General features: G+C 51.0%; 17 protein-coding genes. 7 read left to right on the forward strand and 10 right to left on the reverse strand.

The genetic code is table 11. From position 1 onward, the window contains the following. Positions 1 to 78: 78 nt before the first annotated feature. Positions 79 to 702 (reverse strand): glycosyltransferase family 2 protein, encoded by a 624-nt coding sequence (locus SH449x_RS05405; RefSeq protein WP_482380303.1) that lies wholly within the window; start codon positions 700 to 702, stop codon positions 79 to 81. A gap of 283 nt (positions 703 to 985) precedes the next feature. Here SH449x_RS05405 and SH449x_RS05410 point away from each other — a divergent pair, with 283 nt between their 5' ends. Then, complete coding sequence (locus SH449x_RS05410; RefSeq protein ID WP_482380304.1) at positions 986 to 2,386, forward strand: undecaprenyl-phosphate glucose phosphotransferase; 1,401 nt, start codon at positions 986 to 988, stop codon at positions 2,384 to 2,386. Between the two features lie 57 nt (positions 2,387 to 2,443). Here the strand turns inward: SH449x_RS05410 and SH449x_RS05415 are convergent, their stop codons facing one another. Continuing rightward, positions 2,444 to 3,832 carry a hypothetical protein gene (locus tag SH449x_RS05415; RefSeq protein ID WP_482380305.1) on the reverse strand — a complete coding sequence of 463 codons (1,389 nt, stop codon included), beginning with the start codon at positions 3,830 to 3,832 and terminating at the stop codon, positions 2,444 to 2,446. A 353-nt stretch (positions 3,833 to 4,185) separates the two neighbouring features. Between SH449x_RS05415 and SH449x_RS05420 the strand changes: the two genes are divergently transcribed. Beyond that, positions 4,186 to 5,601 carry a phosphohexomutase domain-containing protein gene (locus SH449x_RS05420; protein ID WP_482380306.1) on the forward strand — a complete coding sequence of 472 codons (1,416 nt, stop codon included), beginning with the start codon at positions 4,186 to 4,188 and terminating at the stop codon, positions 5,599 to 5,601. Next, positions 5,601 to 7,907 (forward strand): heavy metal translocating P-type ATPase, encoded by a 2,307-nt coding sequence (locus SH449x_RS05425; RefSeq protein ID WP_482380307.1) that lies wholly within the window; start codon positions 5,601 to 5,603, stop codon positions 7,905 to 7,907. The genes SH449x_RS05420 and SH449x_RS05425 overlap by 1 nt, the downstream gene beginning before the upstream one ends. On the opposite strand, the gene mutY is transcribed toward SH449x_RS05425, so the two are convergent. Beyond that, on the reverse strand, positions 7,827 to 8,999 hold the full coding sequence (mutY, locus tag SH449x_RS05430; protein WP_482380308.1) for an A/G-specific adenine glycosylase: 1,173 nt from the start codon (positions 8,997 to 8,999) through the stop codon (positions 7,827 to 7,829). The genes SH449x_RS05425 and mutY overlap by 81 nt on opposite strands. Positions 9,000 to 9,377: 378 nt before the next feature. Here mutY and SH449x_RS05435 point away from each other — a divergent pair, with 378 nt between their 5' ends. Then, positions 9,378 to 10,379, forward strand: a complete 1,002-nt coding sequence (locus tag SH449x_RS05435) for a hypothetical protein (RefSeq protein ID WP_482380309.1) — start codon at positions 9,378 to 9,380, stop codon at positions 10,377 to 10,379. Positions 10,380 to 10,492: 113 nt separating this feature from the next. On the opposite strand, the gene SH449x_RS05440 is transcribed toward SH449x_RS05435, so the two are convergent. Both SH449x_RS05440 and SH449x_RS05445 read right to left on the reverse strand, forming a co-directional pair. Beyond that, positions 10,493 to 11,620 carry a prenyltransferase/squalene oxidase repeat-containing protein gene (locus SH449x_RS05440; protein WP_482380310.1) on the reverse strand — a complete coding sequence of 376 codons (1,128 nt, stop codon included), beginning with the start codon at positions 11,618 to 11,620 and terminating at the stop codon, positions 10,493 to 10,495. Between the two features lie 60 nt (positions 11,621 to 11,680). Continuing rightward, positions 11,681 to 12,415, reverse strand: a complete 735-nt coding sequence (locus SH449x_RS05445; protein ID WP_482380311.1) for a UvrB/UvrC motif-containing protein — start codon at positions 12,413 to 12,415, stop codon at positions 11,681 to 11,683. A gap of 443 nt (positions 12,416 to 12,858) precedes the next feature. Between SH449x_RS05445 and SH449x_RS05450 the strand changes: the two genes are divergently transcribed. Genes SH449x_RS05450 through SH449x_RS05460 form a run of 3 tightly spaced genes read left to right on the forward strand, consistent with a single transcriptional unit; the run spans position 12,859 to position 15,357 of the window. Next, complete coding sequence (locus SH449x_RS05450) at positions 12,859 to 13,632, forward strand: arginyltransferase (protein ID WP_482380312.1); 774 nt, start codon at positions 12,859 to 12,861, stop codon at positions 13,630 to 13,632. 22 nt (positions 13,633 to 13,654) lie between these two features. Then, positions 13,655 to 14,557 carry a serine/threonine-protein kinase gene (locus SH449x_RS05455; protein WP_482380313.1) on the forward strand — a complete coding sequence of 301 codons (903 nt, stop codon included), beginning with the start codon at positions 13,655 to 13,657 and terminating at the stop codon, positions 14,555 to 14,557. Next, entirely contained in the window at positions 14,554 to 15,357 is an 804-nt protein-coding gene (locus tag SH449x_RS05460) for a class I SAM-dependent methyltransferase (RefSeq protein ID WP_482380314.1), read from the forward strand. Before SH449x_RS05455 ends, SH449x_RS05460 begins: the two co-directional genes overlap by 4 nt. 90 nt (positions 15,358 to 15,447) lie before the next feature. Here SH449x_RS05460 and SH449x_RS05465 read toward each other — a convergent pair whose 3' ends face one another. The 5 genes from SH449x_RS05465 to SH449x_RS05485 form a co-directional block, all read right to left on the reverse strand. Further along, positions 15,448 to 15,996 carry a YqgE/AlgH family protein gene (locus tag SH449x_RS05465; RefSeq protein ID WP_482380315.1) on the reverse strand — a complete coding sequence of 183 codons (549 nt, stop codon included), beginning with the start codon at positions 15,994 to 15,996 and terminating at the stop codon, positions 15,448 to 15,450. Between the two features lie 56 nt (positions 15,997 to 16,052). Next, the gene (locus tag SH449x_RS05470; RefSeq protein ID WP_482380316.1) at positions 16,053 to 18,011 is read right to left on the reverse strand and encodes an ABC transporter ATP-binding protein; all 1,959 of its coding nucleotides are present in this window, start codon (positions 18,009 to 18,011) and stop codon (positions 16,053 to 16,055) included. After that, positions 18,012 to 20,498, reverse strand: coding sequence for an ATP-binding protein (locus SH449x_RS05475; protein WP_482380317.1), 2,487 nt, complete (start codon positions 20,496 to 20,498; stop codon positions 18,012 to 18,014). It abuts the gene before it with no gap. 599 nt (positions 20,499 to 21,097) lie between these two features. Further along, positions 21,098 to 23,548, reverse strand: coding sequence for a flagellar hook-basal body complex protein (locus SH449x_RS05480; RefSeq protein ID WP_482380318.1), 2,451 nt, complete (start codon positions 23,546 to 23,548; stop codon positions 21,098 to 21,100). Between the two features lie 85 nt (positions 23,549 to 23,633). Beyond that, positions 23,634 to 24,077, reverse strand: coding sequence for a flagellar hook assembly protein FlgD (locus SH449x_RS05485; RefSeq protein WP_482380319.1), 444 nt, complete (start codon positions 24,075 to 24,077; stop codon positions 23,634 to 23,636). Positions 24,078 to 24,172: the final 95 nt, after the last annotated feature.

Here is a 24,172-nt window from a genome sequence, read left to right on the forward strand (position 1 = left end):
CAACCCGGTAACCGAACGGTTTTGAGACTCAGTCCTTCGGTTTCTTAGTCAATGCCTGCCGAATTGACTAGTGGTCGGTCAGCTAACATTAACTGGCTTTACGGTACCGCTTCGTGACTTCGACATGTTGGGAGCCCCGATTCTGCGATGGGATTGGTGTGTGACTTCCAGCTCCTCCAAGGTATCCTTCACTCCGGACAAGGACGTTAGTCCCATCCGTTTCATCATTTGGAGGCCGCCACTGATGGTTTTGGTCTCAGGCCAATTCTCCTCAAGCTTTCGTCCCCAGTCTTGCAATCGCTGGACTAGATGATGATCAACCTTTCGCACCCTAGTTGCAGCTCGCGCAATGACCAACTGGTCGTCTTTTCGCAAACTCCACAATTGCTTTACCTCCTCCATTTCCATGGGATCATAGGATTGGTGAAGGAAGATAAACTCCCCCCTTGCTAGATGCAAATTCGACTCCACCGCTGCCGTAGGCCCGACGGCGGATTGTTTCCTCTGTACCTCAATTTGCGGGTACTTTCGCCGGAGGTCGTCGAGAACCTCAGGGGTTGCATCGCTTGACGCATCGTCGACAACGATCATCTGTACATCGTTGGAAATTTCGCAAAAGTGCTCCAGCAAATCCTCCACTCGCGATGCGATGGACTCTTGCTGATTTCGGACTGGAAAAAGAATGCTTAAGGAATCTTTCATTCTCACACTTTGGCTTGCATCAACGAAATGGGGGCAGGTAGCTGGATTGCCCCCGAGGAAGTCCTCACCTGGCCCTGAGTAAATCGGTTTCCTTTGATCCGTGGTTTAATTCTCGCTCAGATTCTTCGACTATGCCGGTTGTAAGGATTGCATCGCCGCTCATCGTCTTTGAAGTCAGGATTGACGTTTGGTTAGCTCCCATAGCGAAAAGTTTAACCTAGGAGTACTTGTCTAAAGCGGCCCCATGACACCGAAAACCCAAACTGCCACGAATCCAATTAACATGAACGCAATTTCGATCCGTCCCACTCGATCCACCATTCCCGTTATCAAGCATGTTTCAGACCTGGCATTGCTCTGTCTCGGTCTCCCGGCCGTGCAATGGCTGATCGGCCAGCCACTTAATAGTTCGACAACTATCGCCTGCTTGCTCGCGTGCATCCTTTTGTTTGCCGTTGGAGAGGCGTTGGGTATTTACCGCCCGAGCCGCGATCGATCGGCCAACGAAGAAGTAGGGTTGTGTACGCTGGCCTGGACGGTCTCTTTCATCCTACTCATTCTTATTGGTGTCTTTACTAAACAGATCGAATCCTTTGCGCGGGCAACGATCTTGTCCTGGTACCTGTTCGGCGGACTTTCGCTCATGGCTTCCCACATGACTATCCGTGCCGTCCTCGAATGGCTAGGCAATAACGGCTTTGGCGTGCGAAACACTGCTATAGTGGGTGCGAACAGACTGGGTTACGACATTGCTAAGAATGCCAAAATTGCAACAGATTCTGGTATCAACATCGTCGGGTTCTACGACGACCGAAACGCGGAACGACGTCTTGAGGAAGAAGCAGACTTGCCTGCATTCTGCGGCAACATTGATCAGCTTCTCGAAAAAGTGCACGCTAATAAAATCGATACCGTTCTCATTACGCTTCCGATGCGAGCCGAGAAAAGAATTCAAACATTGCTGGACCAACTCGGCAACACGACCGCGTCGGTCTATATCGTTCCAGATTTCTTCGTTTTCGAGCTCCTGCATTCGCGATGGACGCATGTCGGAGGACTGCCGGTGGTCAGCGTGTTTGAATCACCGATGTACGGCGTAGACGGTTGGCTCAAAAGGCTACTTGATCTCTCGCTAAGCCTAGTCGGTTGCATACTAGTTTCGCCTATTCTTCTAATCTGCGCACTTTTGGTGCGACTTTCCTCTCCAGGCCCAATCTTCTTTCGTCAGAAACGATACGGTCTCGATGGTAAGGAGATCCTGGTTTGGAAATTCCGCTCGATGTATACCTGCGACAACGGGCCAGTCGTCAAGCAAGCGACAAAGAACGACCCTCGCGTGACTCCAATCGGTCGCATTCTGCGTAGAACTTCCCTAGATGAACTGCCGCAACTGTTCAACGTTATAGAGGGCTCCATGTCACTTGTGGGGCCACGTCCTCACGCCAACGCCCACAATGAGCAATTCCGAAAACTGATTCGGGGCTATATGATGCGACATAAGGTCAAACCTGGCATAACAGGCTTGGCCCAAGTCGAAGGTAGCCGAGGGGAGACAGACACGATTGAAAAGATGGAAGCCAGAATCGCTCTCGACCATCGTTATATTCGCGAGTGGTCGCTGTGGGTCGATATTAAAATCTTATTCAAAACGATATTTGTTGTCGTTCAGAAAGAAGCCTATTGAAGCCCCAGAAGTGGTCCACCTGCCGCTCGACTAAAGACTCGCCGCAGCGAATCTCTCCTAGTTTGCAGCCGGAACAACTAACTTCTTGGTTCGTTTGTTGTAGATACCGATCAAATCTCGGTAAAGGGCTTCCGCTTCTTGGCGTCTTGTCTGAAGCTCGTTCTGGATGCGAACCGCCTCCGAGGAAACGCGATCAAGCTCGAGTTTGTACTGGGCTTGGTCTGCTTCCAATCGTCGCTGCTTGTCCTCTGCTTTGATCAACTCTTCTTGAGTGATAGATTGGGATCGCTCCGTCACACGAACTTCTCGTTCAATAACCGTTAACTCATCTAGGGCTGTAAGGGTCAACCGCCTTGTGCTCTTTAGTCCGAGACTGTAGTCGTTGAGCGGACGAACAAAAATCGCAGCACCTAACTTTACGATACCCTCCATCTCGAGCTTTTTAGCGGCCGGACCGTATAGCTTGAAAACATCTTTCTCATTGGCTCGAAAGACGAAAGTCTGACCTTCTTCTCGCTTGATTCGAGAATCGACTGCTTGTCCTTCGGGATTGAAGAATCCACCCGTTTCGGCATTGTTGGTGATGTTCGAGTCTACTTTAAGCTCGAAATCCTTCAGGAATTCAACTTCGTAAACAATAGATTCGAGCGGGGTCCCCTCGGAAGCGCGTGTTCCATCACGCAAATAAGCATTGAGAATCCTAGCCCGGTTCGCCTCCGCGACGCTCATCGTACTTGGATCCCTAGTGCTGAGCTCTAGCGGAATCTCGAGTAGCCTGGATATCGCCTCTGGATCCATCGCGCCAAAAATTTCCTCTTCGGTCGGTTCAGAACCTGGATTCGCGAAAGCCACGTGGGAGTCGATCGGCAACAAATCGTAGATCGCAAAGGTCAAGCTGTTGTTAACGGCTTGCAACTGTCGTGGAGTTAGCGGAGTGGTGGGAACAACCGTAACCGTGCTTGCTGCTACAGTCTCAACTTTAAATTCACCGACATAGGCACGAGGGGTGAAATCCTCCGCCTCGCTGAACAAGTGAACGACATCGGTGGGCTTGAGCGTTTCTCCACCTGCCAAAACGGCCGGTGCACCATCCCCTGGACCGACGCCCTCTGGAGCGTCTGGCTGTGAATTGGCCGTTTGGGACGGAAGCTCAAAAGTCAGCGATCGTTGATTGACTTGTCCAACACGTGCCCCCCGCCAAGCTCTTCCCCGCTCGATGAGCACTCTATTCAACTCATTGCTAAGCGGAACGTATTTTTGTAGATCGGGTTTCGGATCGTACGCTTCACCATAGAGCAATACGTTCTTTTGCTGTTCTAAATCTTTGACCTTCTTCAGCAGCGTGTCATGCTGCTTTAAGTTGGCTAAACGTTTGTCGTTGATAACCGCAGTGAAGAATAAAAAACACCAACCCTCTATAAATAGAACGACAAACAACACCGTCATCCATGCCCCCCACCCTTTGAAACCCTTTACCAAAAAAATGATAAGGGCGATCAGGGAAACAAGGACAGCTGCCCATACAAGCATTCCTGAAAGTTCCATGAAGCCAGCCTACACGAGTGTTGAGTCGATGACAAAAAAGGGGAATAGAGTTAGAGTTTTGGTTTCCAACCTAGTCGATATCTTAGTTGGAACTCGTCCAGATTCTCCACAAATTTTGGGCAATTCGATGGTAAGTTGGCTAAATTGCCCTGTCAAGCAAAGAGCCAGTGCCGGACGGTCCGCCATTACGGGTTTTACCCGTTATTCCTTGTTTTTCTTCCAATTCGATTGCTCCAGCCCACCTTTTTAGCACTATGCCAGAACCAATTATCAGTATCAGCGGGCTCAGAGGTATCGTCGGCTTGGAGCTGACCCCCGAAATCGCGGTGAAATATGCGGCCGCTCTTTGCAAAATCGCACCACCCGGGCCGATCGTCGTGTCTCGGGACGGGCGGTCTAGCGGCCCCATGCTTCTGGACGCGATCGCCGCCACAATTCTTGCCTGCGGGCGAAAATGCCTGGATCTCGATGTCGCCAGCACGCCTACTGCCGGCTATTTCGTCCGGTTTTCTCAAGCCGCCGGCGGCATCCAAGTCTCAGCGAGCCACAACCCGCCCCCCTACAACGGAATGAAACTCTTCAGCCCCGAGGGACGGGTTATCGGTGCCGAATCCGGCTCCAAAGTACTCGAAACCTACCGATCGGGCAGTTTTCATTGGGCCTCCGTCGACCAATTAGGTGTTCGAACAAGAATCGGGAACCCCTACGAACCCCACTTGGCAGCCGTCTTGACAACCGTAGATGTCGATCTGATTCGAAATGCAACCGGCTCAGCCACGACTACGGAAAGCAATAAATCTTCGTCAGAAAAATCGAGCCGCAAGGGCTTTAAAGTCCTGCTTGATAGTAACCATGGAGCGGGAAGCAGCTTGGGTAGAACACTTCTCGAGGCGCTCGGATGCAGGATCGAAGTCCTAGGAGATACACCTGACGGTCAATTCTCCCATCCCCCCGAACCCCTCGCCGAAAATTTGGCCGGAGTCTGCGAACTTGTTCGGTCAGGGGGCTTCGACGTCGGTTTCTGCCAAGACCCCGACGCCGACCGATTAGCCATCATCGATGCCAATGGACGTTATATCGGCGAGGAATTTACCTCCGTGCTGTGTGCCCTAAATCGACTGAAACGCAATCAAGTAACCGGGCAAACCGGACCTCTCGTTACGAACTGCGCCTCTAGCAGTATGATGAAACAACTAGCGTCGCAGTACGGAGTTTCCTTCTTCCACAGCGCTGTCGGCGAAGCCAACGTGGCCGACATGATGGTCCTGAACAACGCCGCTTACGGAGGCGAAGGAAGCGGTGGGCCGATCGATCCCGAAGTCGGACTCATTCGTGACAGCTTCGTCGGGATGGCTCAAGTCTTAGAACTTATGGCGCGCGAGAATCTATCCATCGCCGACCTGGTGGCTAGCCTCCCTCAATCGGTCATGATCAAAGACAAGATGTCGATGACCAAAGCCGACCTTCTTCAATCAATCGACCGTTTAAAGGAAGGGTTGCAAGCGGATTCCCTCAGCCAACTCGATGGTGTTCGACTCGATTGGAGCGACCGTTGGATTCTCCTGCGCGGTAGCAATACAGAACCGATCGTTCGGTTGATCGCCGAAGCACCCACCCAGGATGATGCTCGCGCCTTGATCGAAAAAGCCAAGAACTTAATCGGTGTGTGATGAATACAGCCAACCCCGCTCACGACACACTTCGTATCCATGTTTCCAGCATGAGCTGTGCGGCTTGCGTGCGTCGGGTGGAACGAGTTCTTACCCGAATTGATGGTGTCTCCGGGGCTTCTGTGAACTTGGCCACCGAAGAAGCCTTGGTCGTGGGAACTGAACTAGACCAATTGACCGCCAGTTTGCTAAACGCACTGGAAGCTGCTGGATACCCAGGACGAATCATTGAGCCTCAGCAACAACAGGAATCGTCTTCGAGGGATATCGGAACTGAAACAGAGTCTACCCACCGATTGGAGCTTCGTGCACTCCGCAAACGCCTTATCTGGTCCTTCGTTTTCACTACCCCTCTGTTCCTGCTGTCCATGGCTCCCATGCTCTGGACACCGCTGATGGACATGATGATGCTATGGCTTCCCATGACAAGCTGGAATCTTATCGCTTTGTTGTTGTGCATGCCTGTTCAGTTTTGGATCGGGGCCCCATTTTACCGAAACGGAATAAAAAGCCTACTGGCTGGTTCTCCAGATATGAACACCTTGGTGCTCCTGGGGACCAACGCAGCGTTTGGTTACAGTTTGGTCGCGACCTTTCTTCCCAATTGGCTCCCGCCCGAGAACCAGCATGTCTACTACGAATCATCTGCGGTTGTCATCTCCCTGGTACTATTGGGCAAGTATCTTGAATCGCGGGCGCGAGGAGAAGCGACCCGAGCCATGCAAGGTCTACTGGAGCTACAACCAAAAATCGCAACGGTTTATCGCAATGGTCAATGGATGGAATTGGATGTCTCGCAAGTTCACGTCGGCGAGCTAATCGAAATCAAACCAGGCTCCAGCATCCCGCTTGATTCAGTCGTTGAGGACGGGGGTTCCTATGTTGACGAAAGCATGCTGACCGGCGAACCCATTCCCGCCTCGAAGTTGCCAGGCGACAAAGTCATCGGCGGAACCATGAACGGTAACGGTCGCCTGCAGTGCCGCGTTTTGCAGTCTGCTTCCGGTAGTACGCTAGCTCGGATTGTCGATTCTGTACGAGCCGCTCAGAGCGCTAAGCCTCAAATCCAATCGCTGGCGGATCAAGTGGTAGCCTATTTCGTCCCTGTTGTGCTTTGTATCGCCCTAGCAACGCTGCTTGGGTGGTGGCTCGGAAGCCAGGGAGGGATCGAAGCGGGTATGATACATGCTGCTACTGTTTTGATCGTCGCATGTCCCTGCGCCATGGGCTTAGCCGTTCCAATCAGCATTATGGTGGCATCCGGCACTGCGGCGAGAAAGGGAGTCTTATTCCGAAATGGTCAAGCGATCCAGAGTCTGGCAGGTATCCACATTGTAGCCTTGGACAAAACAGGAACTATCACCGAAGGAAAACCTGTCCTCCATGAATTCGTAACGCTCGGAGACTATTCAAAAACCGAAGCGCTCAATATGCTTGCAGCGTTGCAGTCTAGTTCTGAGCATCCGATGGCGATCGCGGTCTTGGAAGCAGCCAAAGCACAAGGGATCAGTTACCACATTCCGATCCAAAATTTTCGTGCACTTCCCGGACTAGGCCTCGAGGGAACTCTTCCCGATGGGCGAACGATAGCAGCCGGTTCAGAGCGGTTTGTGAGGGAGAAAAATATCGCTCTCACGCAAGCGAATCCCTACATCACGCAATGGGAACGAATCGGTGCTAGTTGGTTTTTCGTTGCCGTGGATAATAACTTGGTTGCACTGGTTGCCGTGACCGACACGATCAAGCCATCTGCCATTCCATGTATTCAGTTTTTGAAAGAGCACGGTATTGAGCCCTTGTTAGTTTCCGGTGACCATGCAGCCGCCGTGAACTACATCGCCCACCAAGTCGGCATAGCGCCACAGAATCTGCACGCAAGTTGCTCACCCACGGATAAATCCGAGGTCTTACGGACAAGATCGTCACAAGGAAAACGCCTTGCGTTTGTCGGAGACGGAATCAACGATTCTTTAGCGCTTAGTTGCGCTGACGTTGGGGTTGCAATTGGCACGGGAACTGACCTGGCGATAGAGTCAGCCGACGTGGTACTCATGCGTGGAGATTTAATCAGTCTTTGTCATGCATGGGAAATGGCTTCCGCAGCGCTTCGTAATATCAAGCAAAATCTACTCTGGGCGTTTGGGTATAACATCATCTTGATCCCGATCGCTACAGGCATGTTCCAACCGATGCTTGGGATTAGTTTTTCCCCGATGCTCGGGGCCTTAGCGATGAGTCTTTCGAGTTTTTTTGTTGTTACTAACGCGCTTAGACTTCGTAACGTTCGCTTCTTTCAAGCGAGTTGAGAGTTTCTTGCCCGTTGAGTTCAGAGGCAAGTTCTCAATCTCAGAAAGAGTACACCAGTTGTGTTCTGGCGCAACGTGTGATGGGAGCTTGGACTCCGCGACCATCAAAGAGTCATTGACGATACCATGAAAACAACGCAGCGTGATTTTGTAACGGGTAACACCGTGTTTTATGGATTCAGACTCCGAGCGTAAATCGTACGACAGACCGAATTGCTCCGTGAATTGTGATTGGATGGAATCGATCGCTTCTGCATCCGTCTTACAAGCAGTCACGTCATAGCGAGGAAAATCCCAAAGACCGGCCCAGCGTTCCCCCTGTTCACAACGTCGCATCAGGAATTGTTGATTATGATTTTGAAGGAGCAAGACTGCTTCACGACGTTCCTCATAGATGCGAGGAGGTTTTGGAGTGGGGATTAATTCTTGTTCGGAGTGTTTGTAGGTGGGGCAAAGTTTTGCGAGCGGACACTCCTGGCAGCGTGGTGATTTTGGAGAACAAATTTGCGACCCCAGTTCCATCATTGCTTGATTGGCTTCACCGCTGCCGGGTCCCTCGGGCAAGAAGGACTCGGCGAACTTCCACAACTCCGATTGTACGGTCCGATCCGTCATTTGCCCCGGTAAACGAAGCAGTCTTGCATAGAGTCGCTGCGTGTTGGCTTCCACGATTGGATAGGGTTTATCAAACGCGAAGGACATGATAGCCCCTGAGGTATAGCGTCCTACACCGGGTAGACTAGAAATCTCGTCAAAGGCGGTTGGAAACTGCCCCGCAGACTCATCGCGGATTTTCTTGGCAGCCGCATGCAACTGTTTGGCTCTGCGATAATATCCTAATCCAGCCCAATGCGTTAAAACCTCCTGTTCGTCTGCGTTGGCAAGGGATTCGACGGTAGGGAAGGATTCCAGAAATCGAAAGAAGTAGGGAATGACGGCCGCGACGACGGTCTGTTGCAGCATGATCTCGCTCACCCAGATTCGATACGGATCGAGTGTGTTCCTCCAAGGAAGTGGTCTCCCGTGTTGTCGATACCAAAGGACGACTGCATCACGGAGCAGGTTTAATTCTCGCTTGCTCCAGAGTTTCATGACTATCCTTGAGCTATTCCGCTTCTTACTCGAATCCATTCCCTGCCCCCCCCCGAATTAACTACTATACCGTAAAGAATCTGGTTGGTCGGGAGCTCTTTACGCTGCCACAGCAAAGTGAGCCATACGAAAAAATACCTAGGCGACGCCAATTGTATCGAGACAAATTAGGGCCGTGTAATTTTTGCACAGATGCAGCGAGACAGAAAGTTTTCGTGTGCCAAGTCTGTTTAACATTACCGATTCTGTGGACTATGGAGTTAAAAGTTGGAGCGAATTCCTGTGAGTTTGAATCCAGTCATTCAGGCCGTTGGTGAATTTTTCCGATAGCCCTCCCACCTATAGGGTTCCAATTTTTTTGTTACGAAGGAAACAAGGATGTTACGAAAAATTTTCTTGGCAAGCTTTGTGTCTTGCCTAGCCACTGGAGTGGCGACTGCAAATGACAGCATTCAACTAGCTTCCTGTGAGACAGGCGGATGCTTCACGTCCTCACTGTGCGACGATAGCAGGTGGGCATTTGGTGGCTGTGATGGTGGATCGTCGTGCGACGGCCTGTCATTACGCGACCCAGGGCTGCTCGGCTTGGGAATCATCAAAAGATCTGAACAATGTTTTGATGATTTTATCAGCCCGATGACTAACCCGGTCTTCTTTGAAGATCCACGTCAGCTGTCAGAAGCTCGAGCAATTTACGCAAATCACAAGCTTCCTGAAGGCCTCGGACGTGTCCAAATCTATGCGCTTCAACTGAGAGCTAGAATCACCGAAAACTTGTCCGTTATCGCAGTGAAGGATGGTTTCGCAGATACGAACAGCCCCATCCTTCAAGACGGATGGATGGACCTTTGTGCAGGTTTAAAGTATAGCCTCTATCGCGACGCATCGGCTGGAAGGCTGCTTTCGGCAGGGGTCACCTTTGAGGCTCCGAGTGGTTCGCGACGCACTCTCCAAGGAAACGGAGACGGTGTCTTCAACTTCTTCCTGTCGGGTGGAACTCGGGTCGGTACTCAATCGCACTGGCTGAGTACTGTAGGCTTGGCTCAAGCTATCGACGAAAATGCCGAGAACTCCTTTTGGTTCTGGTCGAATCACTTCGACTACAGAATCAGTGGAACACGAGTTTATGCGTTCACCGAGTTCAATTGGTTTCACTTCAACAATAACGCAACGGCATTTCCGTTATCGATCGAAGGCGGAGACCTGTTTAACCTGGGAGCACCCGGTATCCGAGGCAACGATATCGTAACCAACGCTTACGGTCTCAAGTACAAGCCCCGAAGCAACATCGAAACTGGTATCGCCTTTGAGTTCCCGCTGACCCAGCGTCGCGGAGTTCTTGATAATCGTATCACTGCTGATTTCATCATCCGCTACTAGAGATAAAATCGAGCAGTCGAGAAAAGAATTAAAAAAAGGCCAAGACAAATGTCTTGGCCTTTTCTGTTTTACCAGGGCAACAACCTATTCGATGCTGGCACGATATTCCATTTCTACTTTAAGTAGGAAAGAACGAGCAGAGCGTAACCAGTTACGAGATTTGGGTCACCCTCCATCCATCGTGGATTGGAATTAAGCCAAGAACCGTTTTCCTGTTGCGTTGATTTCAGCTGGTCGCCGAGTTCGTTTTTCCAGTTACGCTTTCCTTTCACAGTCTCGAACTCGTCGCTGCCGAGTGCAGACAGCGCCTTGGCCATCGTATGCTGATAGTAGTAGAGTCCAGTATCCCCCATACCAGGATTCGAGTTTACAGAGTAGTTCTTGCTCAAGAAATCGGAGACGGCTTTTACACGAACGTCCGACTTGTCGACTCCGGCGTAAATCATGCTCTTCAAGCCCGCATAGGACATCGAAGCATACGAACGTAATGCACCGGTCGTCTCGTCAACACCCGCCATAGATTCGCCGCCGTTTGCGGGAGTGTAGTAAAAACCACCATCGTTAGATCGATTTGCAAACGGGGTGTCGTTGTGGGGGGATTCCAAATTCTGACAGCGAGAAACGAAAAGCAACGCTCTTTGGATCGCTGGGTCATCCTCGGCGCAGCCTGCGTCTCGTAAAGCCTCGATCAGGAATGCCGTATTGGATAGATCAGGACGAGATTTACTACCATAGCCTGCTCCTCCATATTCTGGACTCTCGGCTGTGATCCCTTCACCCTCGTCCCATTGCTGCTCCTTAACAAATCTCTCTGCATTCTTGAGGATGAGGTTGTATTCGCCATTTGTATTCAATTTCGAGAGGGCGGAGATGGCAAGACATGTCTCATAATTGGCATGTACCGACCCCTCAGCATAGATGCCTCCATTGTCGCGAACCGATTTCAAAAGGAACCCGAGTGATTTGTCCACCATGGGATCATCGGTGGTAAGTCCCGAAGCGAGCATGCTTGATAACAACAACCCCGTTACTCCAGGGCCGCGAGTCGTGCTAAAGGAACCATCGGGAAGCTGGGACTCTCGAAGGAAGTTCAGCCCCTTTTCGACAATCCGAGCCCGTTCGTCGTTACGAACAATCGCAACATCGCTTTGTTGAGAATAGCAATGCGAAATCGAGAAACTGAAAAAGGGGGCAGCGGGGAGGAGTACCGCCGCCAGAAACTGAAGTTGTTTACTTTTCATGTTGCTGTTGAACGACAAGTTGAAGTTGATAAATGATCGTTAAGGTGAAATTTGTGCAGGCTAGTGTGCATGCTTGCGAGCCAGCTCATCTCTAAGCTTAGCTGCCAGCTCGTATTGTTCATCTCGTACCGCAGCCGCCAACCTTTCTTGCAAGCTATCCCCGACCTCATATTCGTTTCGGATCGATTCGCGCAGCTTCACAAGTTGTTGGACCATCTCATCTGATTCAAATTCATCGCTTGCCTCGTGCTCTTCAAACACGGCGCGGATTGTCTCGAGTCCTTGATTGATCTCCTTGATGGCCGTTTCAGGAGACGAATCATCTAGCGAGGCAAGAGCAGCAGCCTGGGTTCTATGAAACAATACGAACGGCCGATACTGTTCGTGGCTCATCGTCCATTCCTCTTCGGGAGAGTGGTCGCGACAAACATCCATAAGAGCTAAGGTGTGATCGGCGTCTTCAACCGCTCGGTGATAGTGTTCAAGTCTTAGCCAGGATATCCGACGATGATAGAACTGTACAAATTCTCGGTCTGCCTCAAAACACTGCTTTTCAGACATGACGAACTCGGGCTCCTCCTTCTCGTGTTCCAGCAAAGCGTCTAAAAAGGTCTGGCACCCTTCAAACTTCCCACCGTCCGGACGGCCGTTCGTTTCCATCTGCAAAACCCCTAGATCGACTCTCATCTGGATCACGTCTCTTCCATCGCTTCCCTTGACCAAGCGTACAGAGAGGGAGTGCGGGTCAAAGTGCCAGTTCTTAAGAATGGCGTCGAGGCCCTGGTACGAACTCATCTCGACTGAACTCACTTTTTTACGAACAACATGGCTGGGATTGGAGACGGGCTCCTCCCCGTATCTCTTTTGGTTTGGTTTCACGGCGACGCCTTTACTGGTGTTAGACAAAACCGTTATTGAGAGTATAACATCGATCCCAACAATGCGAACTGGTTTTGCCAAACAAGTGTTCGCATTATGGAGCCCAAGGTAAAGTCATTGCAGCCAAAAATGACTCTCTTGAGACTACGATTTCAAGGAGTCGCAGGGAGCCACCGGCCTCCACTGAGAACGAATGGCGGCAATTTTTTTGGACCAAGAAGGAGTTTGGTGCGGCGAAAAATTATCTTTTCAGCTCGCGGCTAGTAGAAATCTGAATTTGTCAAGCCGTGACAATATGCTAGCCAGCACTCCCCGGAAAGCTTACAATTCAACCGCTGTTCTCCTTCAATGGGATCCCTATGCCTGCCGAAAAACCGCCTCGAACTTTGCCGATCGCAGGAGGAACTCAGAAGCGAATCCCAGCTTCAGTTCCCGCAGATACCGTTTTGCCCAACGTGCATGCATGCGCTTATCTAGAGCACCGAACGGCAAACTTGCCGCTGGTCCTTTGCAAACATCGATTGCCGGGGAAAACCATGGATGAGGTCTTCGCTGCTGGCTTGAGACGTGCGGGGGTCTTTTTGTATTTTACAGCATGTGAAGGCTGTCGTGCTTGTGAGCCAACCCGTGTCGACGTCGATCACTTTGCGTGGACGCGATCTTGGAAGAGAATCTTGTCTAGAGGAGATCGACTTCTTCGGTGCGAACACGGCCCTACGGTTTGTGACGAGGAACATCTGCTGCTCTTTAACAGGCATCGTTCCGAGAGAAATCTGGGCGAGGACAACTCGGAATACGGACTGGACGACTACGAAAGTTTTCTCGTCGAGAGTTGCTGCGAACAAACCAATGAACTTAGGTTTTATCTCAATGGACAGTTAGTGGCGGTTTCCGTGATCGATTTTGGCGACAATTCGATTTCTGCCGTTTATACCTATTTTGATCCCGATCACTCCAAATTGTCCATTGGGACCTACTCCATTCTGAAGCAAATAGAGTTCTGCCTCAAAACCAAACGAAAGCATCTCTATTTGGGTATGTACGTCGCGGAGAATCCACATCTTAGTTACAAAGCGAGGTTCGTTCCGCAACAACGGTGGATTCAAGGTTCCTGGATGGATATCGACAAATAAAATCGGTAGCTATACTGGGTGCATGGGAATATTCGAGAAACTCTTCAAAAAGGATGCTGCAACCACCAGTGGCGTTGCCTCCTCAAAACGGGTGGATGTAGAAGCTCGCTTCGAACGTATTCGTTCCGCTATTTCCGGAACGATGAGCAATTTTTTTGTTGCCAAAGATCGAGAGAACAACAACCGCATCGTTGGAGTAAAACTATGCGATGTGGATAAGGTCGAGTTTTTTGAAGCCAGATTTAAGGGTCTCAACAAACCGTCCGAGGGGGAAATCGGCGCTCAGATGAACCACCCGAATATTGCGCAGACCCTCGAGTATGGGCTTACGACGAAAAACCAACCCTACATCGTCATGGAGTTCGTGGACGGCCCTGGTTTGCAGGTTCTAGTTCTGGAAAAGGATGAGAAGGCGCTCCAGGGGAATAGACTGAGCTTGATCACCCAGATGGCGGAGGCTCTTAACTACGTCCATAAAAAAGAATTCATTCACAGAGACGTCTGCCCCCGCAACTACATCTGCAGCCAAGATCTAAAGGTTGTTAAGCTGATCGACTTTGGATTGACCCTGCCAGCAACCAAGCACTTTATGTTGCCAGGTAATCGGACTGGGACTCCACTATACATGTCTCCAGAGATTGTGCGGCGTCGCAGTACCGACAAGCGAGTCGATATCTTCTCCTTTGGTGTAACCTGTTACCATATCATTACCTTTGATCTGCCTTGGCAAACGTCCGATACGACTGGTAAAGCGGCCCTGCACCACGACACTGCCCCACCGACCGAGATTTTGGAGCTTCGACCAGATCTGGATAAAACTCTTGCAAACGCGGTGATGGGCGCAATCAAAGCCAACGTCGACCAACGAACACCCGATATGGAAACCATGTTAAGACAACTCAGACAGGTTAAGAAGTCACCTTGATCGACCCCCTGTCGCCCACGGAATTGCAAAATCGCAACGCTTACAATCGCATGGCGAAAGCAGGCCATGTTCTGGCACAACCTGTTACTCCCGAAGAGCTAAAGTGTCCGCTCGAGGTGGTGGATGGGCGAGGTTGGTTGGGAGGATGTATTCGAGGTTGGCGGGTGCTCTGCTTGGCTGCTGGCGGGGGTAGGCACAGCGCTCTTTATGCCGCCGCTAGTGCCGACGTCACCGTTGTCGATATCAGCGAAGGAATGCTGGAACTCGATCGAGAAATATGCGCACACTACAGGTTTAATGCACGGTTGATTCAAGCGTCCATGCTGTCGATGCCCATGCTGAAGGATGAAGAATTCGACCTTGTGATTCACCCCGTGAGCACTTGCTATGTAAGCCAGTTGCAACCGGTTTTCGAGGAGGTTGCACGCGTGCTCCGACCGGGAGGACTCTATGTCTCCCAGCATAAATCCCCCTTTAGTTTGCAATGCTCGCTTTTAACAGATCGTGGCAAATACTGGGTGGAATCCGAGGTGGGTAGCGTTTCCAAACCGGTCCCGCACGGTCAGAAGAGTCCGCTTCGCGAAACCGACGCCACCGAAATCTCCCACTCGCTCGAGGCGATTCTCGGCGGTATCTGCCGGGCAGGTATGGTGATCGAAGACCTTACGGAACCCGATCATATCAAGACCGATGCGGAGATCGACTCGTCGGGGCATCGTGCAAAATTCATTCGGCCCTACCTCCGGATCAAAGCCCGTCGCGCTTCTCAAAAGAAAACAAGCGGACTAATACTTCCGTGAAATCCAATTTCCTGGCGGCATGCGTGCAGGCACGACGTTGGTGGACCTGGGTGGCAAGCTCTGGGGAACGAAGAGCGTGATTGTCCCCTCCTAATTCAACTCAGGGTTAGAGTTCAGCGGTGCATCGATCTGTTTAAGTACGATCTCGTCGCCAATCTGTTTCACCAGATCGTCCCAGCAGTCATCTTCCTGCAAGATCACAGGATCATCGATCTGGGAAATCAACCAGCTTCCAGAAGCAAGTTCCAGCTCCAATTGGCCCGGCCCCCAGCCTGACAGACCATCAAAAAGTTTGAATCGGACGTCCTTAAAGGTAAATAGTTTCTTCAGAATTTCTTGATCGGTCGTTACCCAAAGCTCGTCCGACAATTTGGTCCCCCCCAATGAACTAGAGTCGTGTAAAGCAATGAGGGGACCATCAACCGGCCCGCCATAATGCAACCATCCATCATGGATGCACTCGACCTCGCAAACCATCGACACGACTTTGTGAAGCGTAAAGTCTGTAGGGCGGTTGAGAACTAGTCCCAAGGCTTCCTTATCCGAGTGCTGAAGCATCAGAACGACCGTGCGAAAAAAATTGGGGTCCTCAAGAAAGGGAGACGCCAAAATAGCCTTTCCTGCTAACGATTCGAACATAGTGCTACATACTTTCCAAACCGAACAATGAATGTACCCTCGTACACAATGCTTATTTAATCCTCGTCTGACGAGATTGCGATGGGGTTCTCTGTTTGCAATCGAACCATCTGTTGATACACCCCTTCGCTCTCGAGCAAACTCGCATGATTACCGACTTGCACGATCCTACCCGCGTCCATGACCAAAATCAGGTCGGCGTTCATAATTGTACTCAATCGGTGCGCGATGACGAAGGAAGTACGGTTTTGTAATAGAGTTGCCAAGCTATTCTGAATCAATCTTTCGCTTTGGCTATCCAAGTTGCTAGTCGCTTCGTCGAGAATCAAAATCTTGGGATCCGCCAGAATAGCACGTGCAATCGCGAGCCTTTGTCGCTGCCCACCGCTGAGTTTGAATCCCCTTTCCCCGATTTTCGTCTGATAGCCCTTTGGTGATTCCATTATGAACTCGTGGGCCGCTGCGGAACGGGCCGCCGCCTCGACCTCGGCTTGCGTAGCTCGACGGCGACCATAGGAAATGTTCTCCTGAATAGTACCGTCGAAAAGAAACACGTCTTGCTCGACAACTCCGAGCAGCTTGCGATATGAGTGCAATTTAATGTCTCGCAAGTCGACACCATCGAGGCGAATCACACCGGAAGTGGGATCGAAAAAACGTGCCACCAGATTGCATAGGGTGGTTTTGCCCGCACCACTCCGACCAACAATCGCTACAGTCGAACCAGGTGAGGTGGTAAAAGAAATGTTAGAAAGGACACTACTTTCCGATTCCGGATATCGAAACGAAACATCTTCAAAGGTCATCACCCCTGCTACATCCCGACGCGCGAGTCTTACAGCACCATGACAGTCTTGAAGTTCGCGGGGAGTCGCCAACAGATCAAGCACCCGATCCAGTCCAGCGAGATTGTTTTGAAACTGAACGGCACTGCCTGTCAAAGTTGCAATTGGTCCGAGAAGCATGGTCAAATAGACCAAAAACATCATCAAATCACCTAGTGTTAGTTGATCCTGCATTATTTGCCATCCCCCGTAGACGAGGAGTGCGGTCGAAGCCAGCGGAATAAGCACCTCCCAGATGATCTCGATCATTCGTGTCTTCCACCACACAAGAAGATTTTGTCGGACTAGGACATGGCTCCACCACGTGAACCTCTTGGTCTCGGTTTTTTGCCTCGCGAATGTTCGAACAACCCGAATCCCACCAAAGGTTTCCGTTGTACTGGAATCAATCTTTTGACGCCTTTCCCGAGCATCCTTGTATAGAGGGCGAATCGCGTAAATCCAGGTCCGATGGCTTAAGTAGACTGCGGGCAAAAGAAGTATTCCGGCAGCAAGAAGCTTCCAATCGACAAACGCCAGTATGATCAGGCTGCCTGTAAGCTGTACGATGGCTTGCCATGGATTATAAACCATACTGAAAATCAATTCCGCAATACCACCAGCATCCTCACGGATCAAACTCGTTGCACCTCCCGACTTGAGCTGTTGAATTTTGTGCAAGGGCATATGCAACATATGCTCGAAGACACGTTTCCGAATCGACATGGACACCTGCTGCACAGTCTTAGTGCAAAGCCAACGCCCCCAAAGGTGAATAATAGTGCGAATCAACGTTATAACGGTCACGCCGATCGCAATCCACACGAGGAGCTCCAACGGTGTCCAACTCGAAAACGAAACTCCAGCCCAATCTCGCGGTGCAAGAGGCGGTTTGGTCAGCGCATAATCAATTGCAAACTTCGTACCCAGCGGAGGGATCAACGCCAAACCTGTCGAAATCGTCAAAGTGAACAATCCAACAAGCAGCTTCTTGTAATGCCCTCTCAGCATCCCCCAAAAAGACCGAAACAATTGAAAGAACGATCGATGAGATCGAGAAACCAAGGCATCCTTTTCCTTGGAACTCATCGAGGCGTGAAAGGATTCCACCTCGCGTCGTTTCTGCCGCTCCTTGCGTCGTTCTGCAAGGCCCGCCAGATATTCGACATACTCCGATTTACTAGTTGGCATCTATACCTCGAATGAAACAAGCGGTGAGGCGGCCCCTGCCTGTGAAACTTGCCAAGGGATCCACGCCAGCCCGATGAGGCCGATCTTGGTATCCGCCTTCCTGAGTGGGATCTCGATTAGTTCGAGTTCCAAATTCTCCGCCGAGAAACGTGAATGAAGTATAGCCACCTCCCCTTCAATCTCCTGCTCCAATTCTTCTCGTTGCCGCAAAAGTTCATCGAGAGACTGCTCGGCCCGAGCCAAACCACCAGCCGCCGCATTCGCCTTACTGATGTTCTTCACGGCCGAGGCGGCTTTGGTAGCTCTCGCTTGACTAGATGATTTATTGCTGAATAACGCGCCCAGGATCGACGTGCCCGCGTTGAGAAACCCTTCGAGCTTCCGCGTTTGCGATTGTTGACGCTCTTTATCGATTCGAAGCTCAGCAGCTGAGATCCTAGTTTGCAGAGTCCGGAACCGAGTCGCATATTTACCGCGTATATCCTCGATAGCCTTGTCTTTTGCTTCTCGCGCTGCCATTGCGAAGTAAATTCTGGCATCGGGCTCTGACAAGTCCGGTGCAGAGGTTTGTTTAAGAGCTTTACACAAGTAAACCCGACAAGGAAGATGCCGGAACGCAAAATCCGCAAAAGATTTTTCGAGGCGTTTATAGGTTTTGTCGGATAGCAGTTCGCTGGGAACTGGTTCGTAGGAAAAGGAGTCCTCTGGATTTGTGCTCAGCGACCAGGTACCAGATGGACAAGCCAGAGCGGCAGGCCAAAGATCTTCAGGTATTGAATCTGTGACTTGCGATACGTAATGCACATCCCGCCACACATCGATCGAATTTGTTGCTCTCACGTAATGGAGCGAAGCGTTGACGATCACCGCCGGACGATAAACTAGACTGCTGGTCGCAGCCGGAAGCTTCGTCGGTGCAACAAAGCGTTCTTGAATCTCGGGGCGTATGATCGGTCGTGAACCAGCCGACGAAGAAGTACTTCGTAAAGAAGCTGAATTCGACGTTAGAGTGCCGGTTGGATTCATGCTTGATTCCACAGCGCCCAGCAGTGCCTGAGATGCCTCGCGTTTCGCTTTCATCAAGCTGGAGATTTGCTGGCGCGAGAGAGGTCCTCGTAAATAAGAAAGCGCCCAACGCGTTTGAAAGATCGTTGGCCCATCGTTATGAACATTGTTCATCAAGAATACGCGATTTCCGAGGGCGGATAAAGCTTTTTCCATGCTGGATCGGTCAAACCCGCTGCCTTGTTGCAGTGCAGCTCCCTCAAGCCCATCCAGCACTCGATCTTTATCCCGCTGTGTCTGGAGCCTACCAAGGAACCATGTTCCCATATTGGCGAGCCCTTTATAATCCAAATCGACTGGGTTTTGAGTCGCCAGTACGATGCCCAATCCAAAGGCTCGCGCTTGCTTGAGCAAAGTCAACATCGGAGGCTTGGAGGGTGGCTTGGCAGATGGTGGGAAATAGCCATAAACCTCATCCATGTAAAAAATAGCACGAAGGGAGCCCGTCCCAGGTTGCGAACGCATCCAAGCCAAAAGCTCACTTAAGAGAATGGTGACAAAGAACATTCTCTCTGCATCATTGAGATGGGCGATCGAGATAATCGAGAGCCTAGGCTTGCCCTCGGTGGTGTAAAGCAGTTGCTTAATATCGAGCGGTTGTCCTTCGAGCCAACCCGCAAAAGCCGGCGATGCAAGAAGATTGTTTAGAATCATGGAGAACTTTAAGCGATCCGCAGATGGGAAGAACAACTCCAGATCTATAACCCCAATCTTTTGGATAGGAGGTGATTGAATTAGTCGAATCAAATCTTCTAAGCCGAGATTGTTTCCCTGTTTCCACGCATGGTCCAAAATCTTGGAAATTAGGATGTGCTCGCGACTTGTCAAGGGATCGGCCTCGATCCCTAGTAGCGCCAACACTCCTGAAGCGGTCGAGGAAATCTTCTCACGGTAAGTCTCTGTATCATCGATCACGCACTGCGACGGCGCGTCGAAACTTTTAAGCACCGTCAGCGGAACGCCAATGTTGCTGCCTGGGGTAAAAATCGTTAGATCAACATTGCTTCGAAGCTTTTGAATTCGCTCCGTGGGCATATCCCAACTTTCTAGTCCATTGCGCCACCTAGCCGCTGTTTCCTCAGCAGCGACAGCCACATCCTTACCTTGCCGCCTAGCTTCGTCCAAGTCAATCCACGGCTCAAAGTCGGAAGGCATAAGTTCTGGGAACGTCAACAAGAGATTGCCGAGATCCCCCTTGGGATCTATACAAATCACGGGTATCTCGTCGATCGCAGCCTCTTCGAGCAAGCTTAAGCAGAGACCTGTCTTACCGCTCCCTGTCATGCCGACGCAGAGGGCGTGAGTCGTTAAATCCTTTGACTCATAGTTAACCTTTTCCTCGAGCAAAGCTCGATTCTGAAGGTCGTACTTCTTGCCCAAGTAAAACCATCCCAGCTTTTCATAGTCATCCAACGAGATCATTCTTTCCATCCCAAATCATTCACGGCCCGACAAACTTGAGAGCCTGATTATATGGCGTATTGATTAAGAGATAATCCCTAACCCAGCGAATGAACCAAGCTGAAGGATGGCTAGAACAACTTAATCAGGAGGTCTCCCAAGGGTGTTGACCAGACAGAGTAAGTAGTAGGACCTCTAGCGATTATCCCTGGGTAGAGGCGGAATGATCGGTGGCGAGATGAGGGGCTGGCTCGACACCGGCTGGGAAGCGGAACGCGAGGCTGCATGAGAATTTGGAACGGGCGGGCTAATGTTTACCCCGTTTTGCGGATTCCCCGGAATCTGTTGCGCGCCGCTCACGACTTGATGGGAATGACCGAGAGTTGGCTCTACCGAAGGTTGAAACCTTCCGGTTTGTCTGCCGAAAACCTCCCAAATGCGGCTAGGTTGCTCCGTTGGGAGCGTATTGCGGCAACCGGCTATCAAGCAACAAACCATAAGCAACACAATGGGCGTTAGATCACCCTGTGCGTACACAAGATCGCTCCGTCGCGTGCTGCTATGCAGTTTAACCATAAACGCTACCACTTAACCGTAACCGCCACCAACGCGAGCAGGTACTATCGTCGAATGTTGAGCAACTCGTCAAAGAGCTGTTGTGTTGCGGTAATGACTCGTGCATTACTTCGGTATTGGGTGCTGGCCAGAACTAGGTTTACCAAATCACCACCAACGTCCGTGTTGGACAACTCCAAGGCACCGGCAGAAATCGTACCGAGACCGTTTTCCGACGGGCGACCTTCGATCGGTAGACCGGTGTTGATACCTTGCGCGAAAAGGTTCTGTCCACGTTGCTCGAGACCGCCTGGGTTAGAAAAGCGAGCGAGTCGGATCTGGCCGAGGTCGCGAGAAATACCGTTGCTAAAAACACCGCGAATGGTTCCATCTTCACCAATAACGTAACTCGTAAGAACCCCAGGGGGCGAACCGTCTTGACGAGCAGCGGCAATTGTCGCCGACGATGTGGCGAGGCCGTTCACCGAGCTAAAGTCGAGATTGATCTGCAAAGGTTTGGTGCTAGGCAATCCGTTACGGTCTACTGCGAGAACGCTATTTGGGGCCGAGATTAAGTTTCCATTTCCGTCGAAATAGATTAGGCCGGTCCCCACGGCGATAGCTGGAGAATCCTTGACCGAATTGTCGGAGCTATCCGCATACCAGCGGTAAACGGTCTCTTGGTCATTCCGTGATTCCATCACAGCAGTCACTCGTAACCGTACGGGAAAGCCTAACGAGTCGTAAGCGATGAAATCGGTGACAGCACTCTGCCCCTTGGCTTCCTGAAGCGTTCCGAAAGACAAGTTTGGCGTTGTGATGATTCCGTTCGCATCTCGAAGTCTAAAACTTGTTAAATCAATCGAGATTCCGTTCGCTTCGCCAGTGTTACTGACAAAACGCAGTGCACCGTTGGTGATATACGCATTGGGCTGAATGGTCCCCCCCTCACCTGGAATCTCGTTCAACGAGGATTTGATCGGGTTCGTGGCGTCACCACTATCGCTGACGATACCCATCGAGTTTTTCATAAACCCGATCAGATCTTGGACAGTTGACGTGTTGGTAATCGTAAAGGTCCGCTCCTCTTGGAGTTTTTCCCCCTTCCGAGCGCGGAAGCTTAGCTCCCCAGGCCTAAAGGGTTGAGTATAATCGAAGCCATCGCGTTTCAAGAGGTTGACTAACAATGTGTTACTATCGATCGGTGGTCCGTCAAGATTGACGCGTTGGTTCCCAGGCAAGGACAGATTGCTAATCTCAGCATCGGTCTTCGAGTCCGTGAAACTCGATCCAGGCGTTACCGTGTCAACTAAGTAGAAAGTATTGGGATCGTTAGCCAAGTTTCTGTAGATTCGAATTTGATCATAGGCAGGGAATCCCCCCTCTGGTGGCGGAGGAGGAGGGACAGGAAGATTGCTTAGATGAACCCGTCCGTTAACAACGCTTTGAGGCCCAAGCAAGGGAGATGGACGAGACTCCGGCTCACCAAGTTTAAAGTATGTCACCATGTAGGTGTAGTTGCCCGTCAAACCTTGTCCTTGCAGTGGCGTTGCAGACGATGCGGGGTTGGTATCTACGAAGCTACCACCGGCCGCAGCGGTGCCAGCCAGGAAGAACTCGCTACCGCCAGGTGCCGTTCTGTAGATTCGAACTTCCGAATACTGCGTATTTGCCGCAGGTAAGTTGTTCAAGACAATTGTGTTGTCGGCCAGGGCATTTCCCCCTGGTACGGTGACTGTAATAGGACTGCTAGGCATGCTCTCACGCCCGCTCGAATCAACATACGCAAATCGATACTGATAAACTGCTCCCTCCGCGTGAGTGCCACCTCCACCCTCGACATGATTTACCGAGACACCCGCAGTTAACGGACTCACCGAGCTTTGGACGTTTACTGTTGCCGGAGGACGGGGAATGCTGCTGTTTCCGAGAACCGCGCTCTGGATAATCTTTGATGTATCAGAAACATCACCGAGAGCCGTCAGGTTTCCTTGCATGTTGACCACGGTGGTCGCTTTGGCTACGGCTTCCGTACCTATCGGAATGGTTAGTGGCACCGTCTGTGTTGTTTGCAAGTTGAATTGGTCATCAACACCGAACCCAAGCAGTCGATTGCCGGTAGAGGTGACTAACTCGTTAGCACTATTTAGTCGAAAGATGCCATTGCGTGTAAACAGCTTTTCTCCCTGCCCACCCTCTACCTGAAAGAATCCATCACCTTGGATAGCGAGATCCGACGGGTTCGAGCTGATCTCAACCGTGCCTTGGCGGAAATTGGGATTGATAGCTGCAACCTGTACCCCCAAACCGGTTTGACGAGGGTTAGTCCCTCCGTTCCCACCAGTGGGGGCTGCACCCAATGATAGCGTCTGGAGAAATTGAGTGGCGAATACGACACTCGAGGATTTGAAGCCAACCGTCTGAGAGTTGGCGAGGTTGTTACCGAGCACATCGATCTGCGTCTCCGCAGCGTTCATTCCTGTGAGTGCTGTACTCAGTGATGATGCTAATCCCATCGAATCCTACCGCTCCCTGCACATTGACGTCTAGTGAAACCGATTCGTCACATCCATAAGGGAGGGCGGGTACCCAAACCATCCCCTACGTTATTTCACGAACATTTCTCATATCGACAAGTTGCGAGCCAACATGAACCTGTACCGTCCGTTTGTTGCGATCTTTTTCGTCAATCTTGATGGAAACACTCGAAACTTCCCCGTTTACCGAGTCTCCCTTAACATCCAAACCGCTCACCTTTTTCCCAATCAAACTGCTGGCGGTCGTCAGCTCTTGGGTGTTCGCAAAAGAGCTAAGCGTCGTCACCAACTGATCGTTTGCACCGATGCTTCGTAGCTGACCGATTTGTTGCAGCAGTGCCGCGTTGTCAGTGGGGTTCAATGGATCTTGGTTTTGCAATTCTGTGATCATGAGCTTCAAGAATTGGCTCATATCTATATCATTCAAGCCATCCCCCCGAAGAGAGTTTGCTGCGGAACTGGTTGCTTGGGACGTACTTGTGTCAAATGCGTTAGATACTCGCGACATGGGTTCAACCTCCAAAAATCCAATATTTACGTGCACAGAACAAGGCTCAGCCTTGCCCCCGCAAGGATAAGGCACAAGACTTTATTGCCGAAAGG

Origin of the sequence: Brakhagea baltica (assembly GCF_052161605.1) — a bacterium.
GTDB lineage: Bacteria > Planctomycetota > Planctomycetia > Pirellulales > Pirellulaceae > JBKCUI01.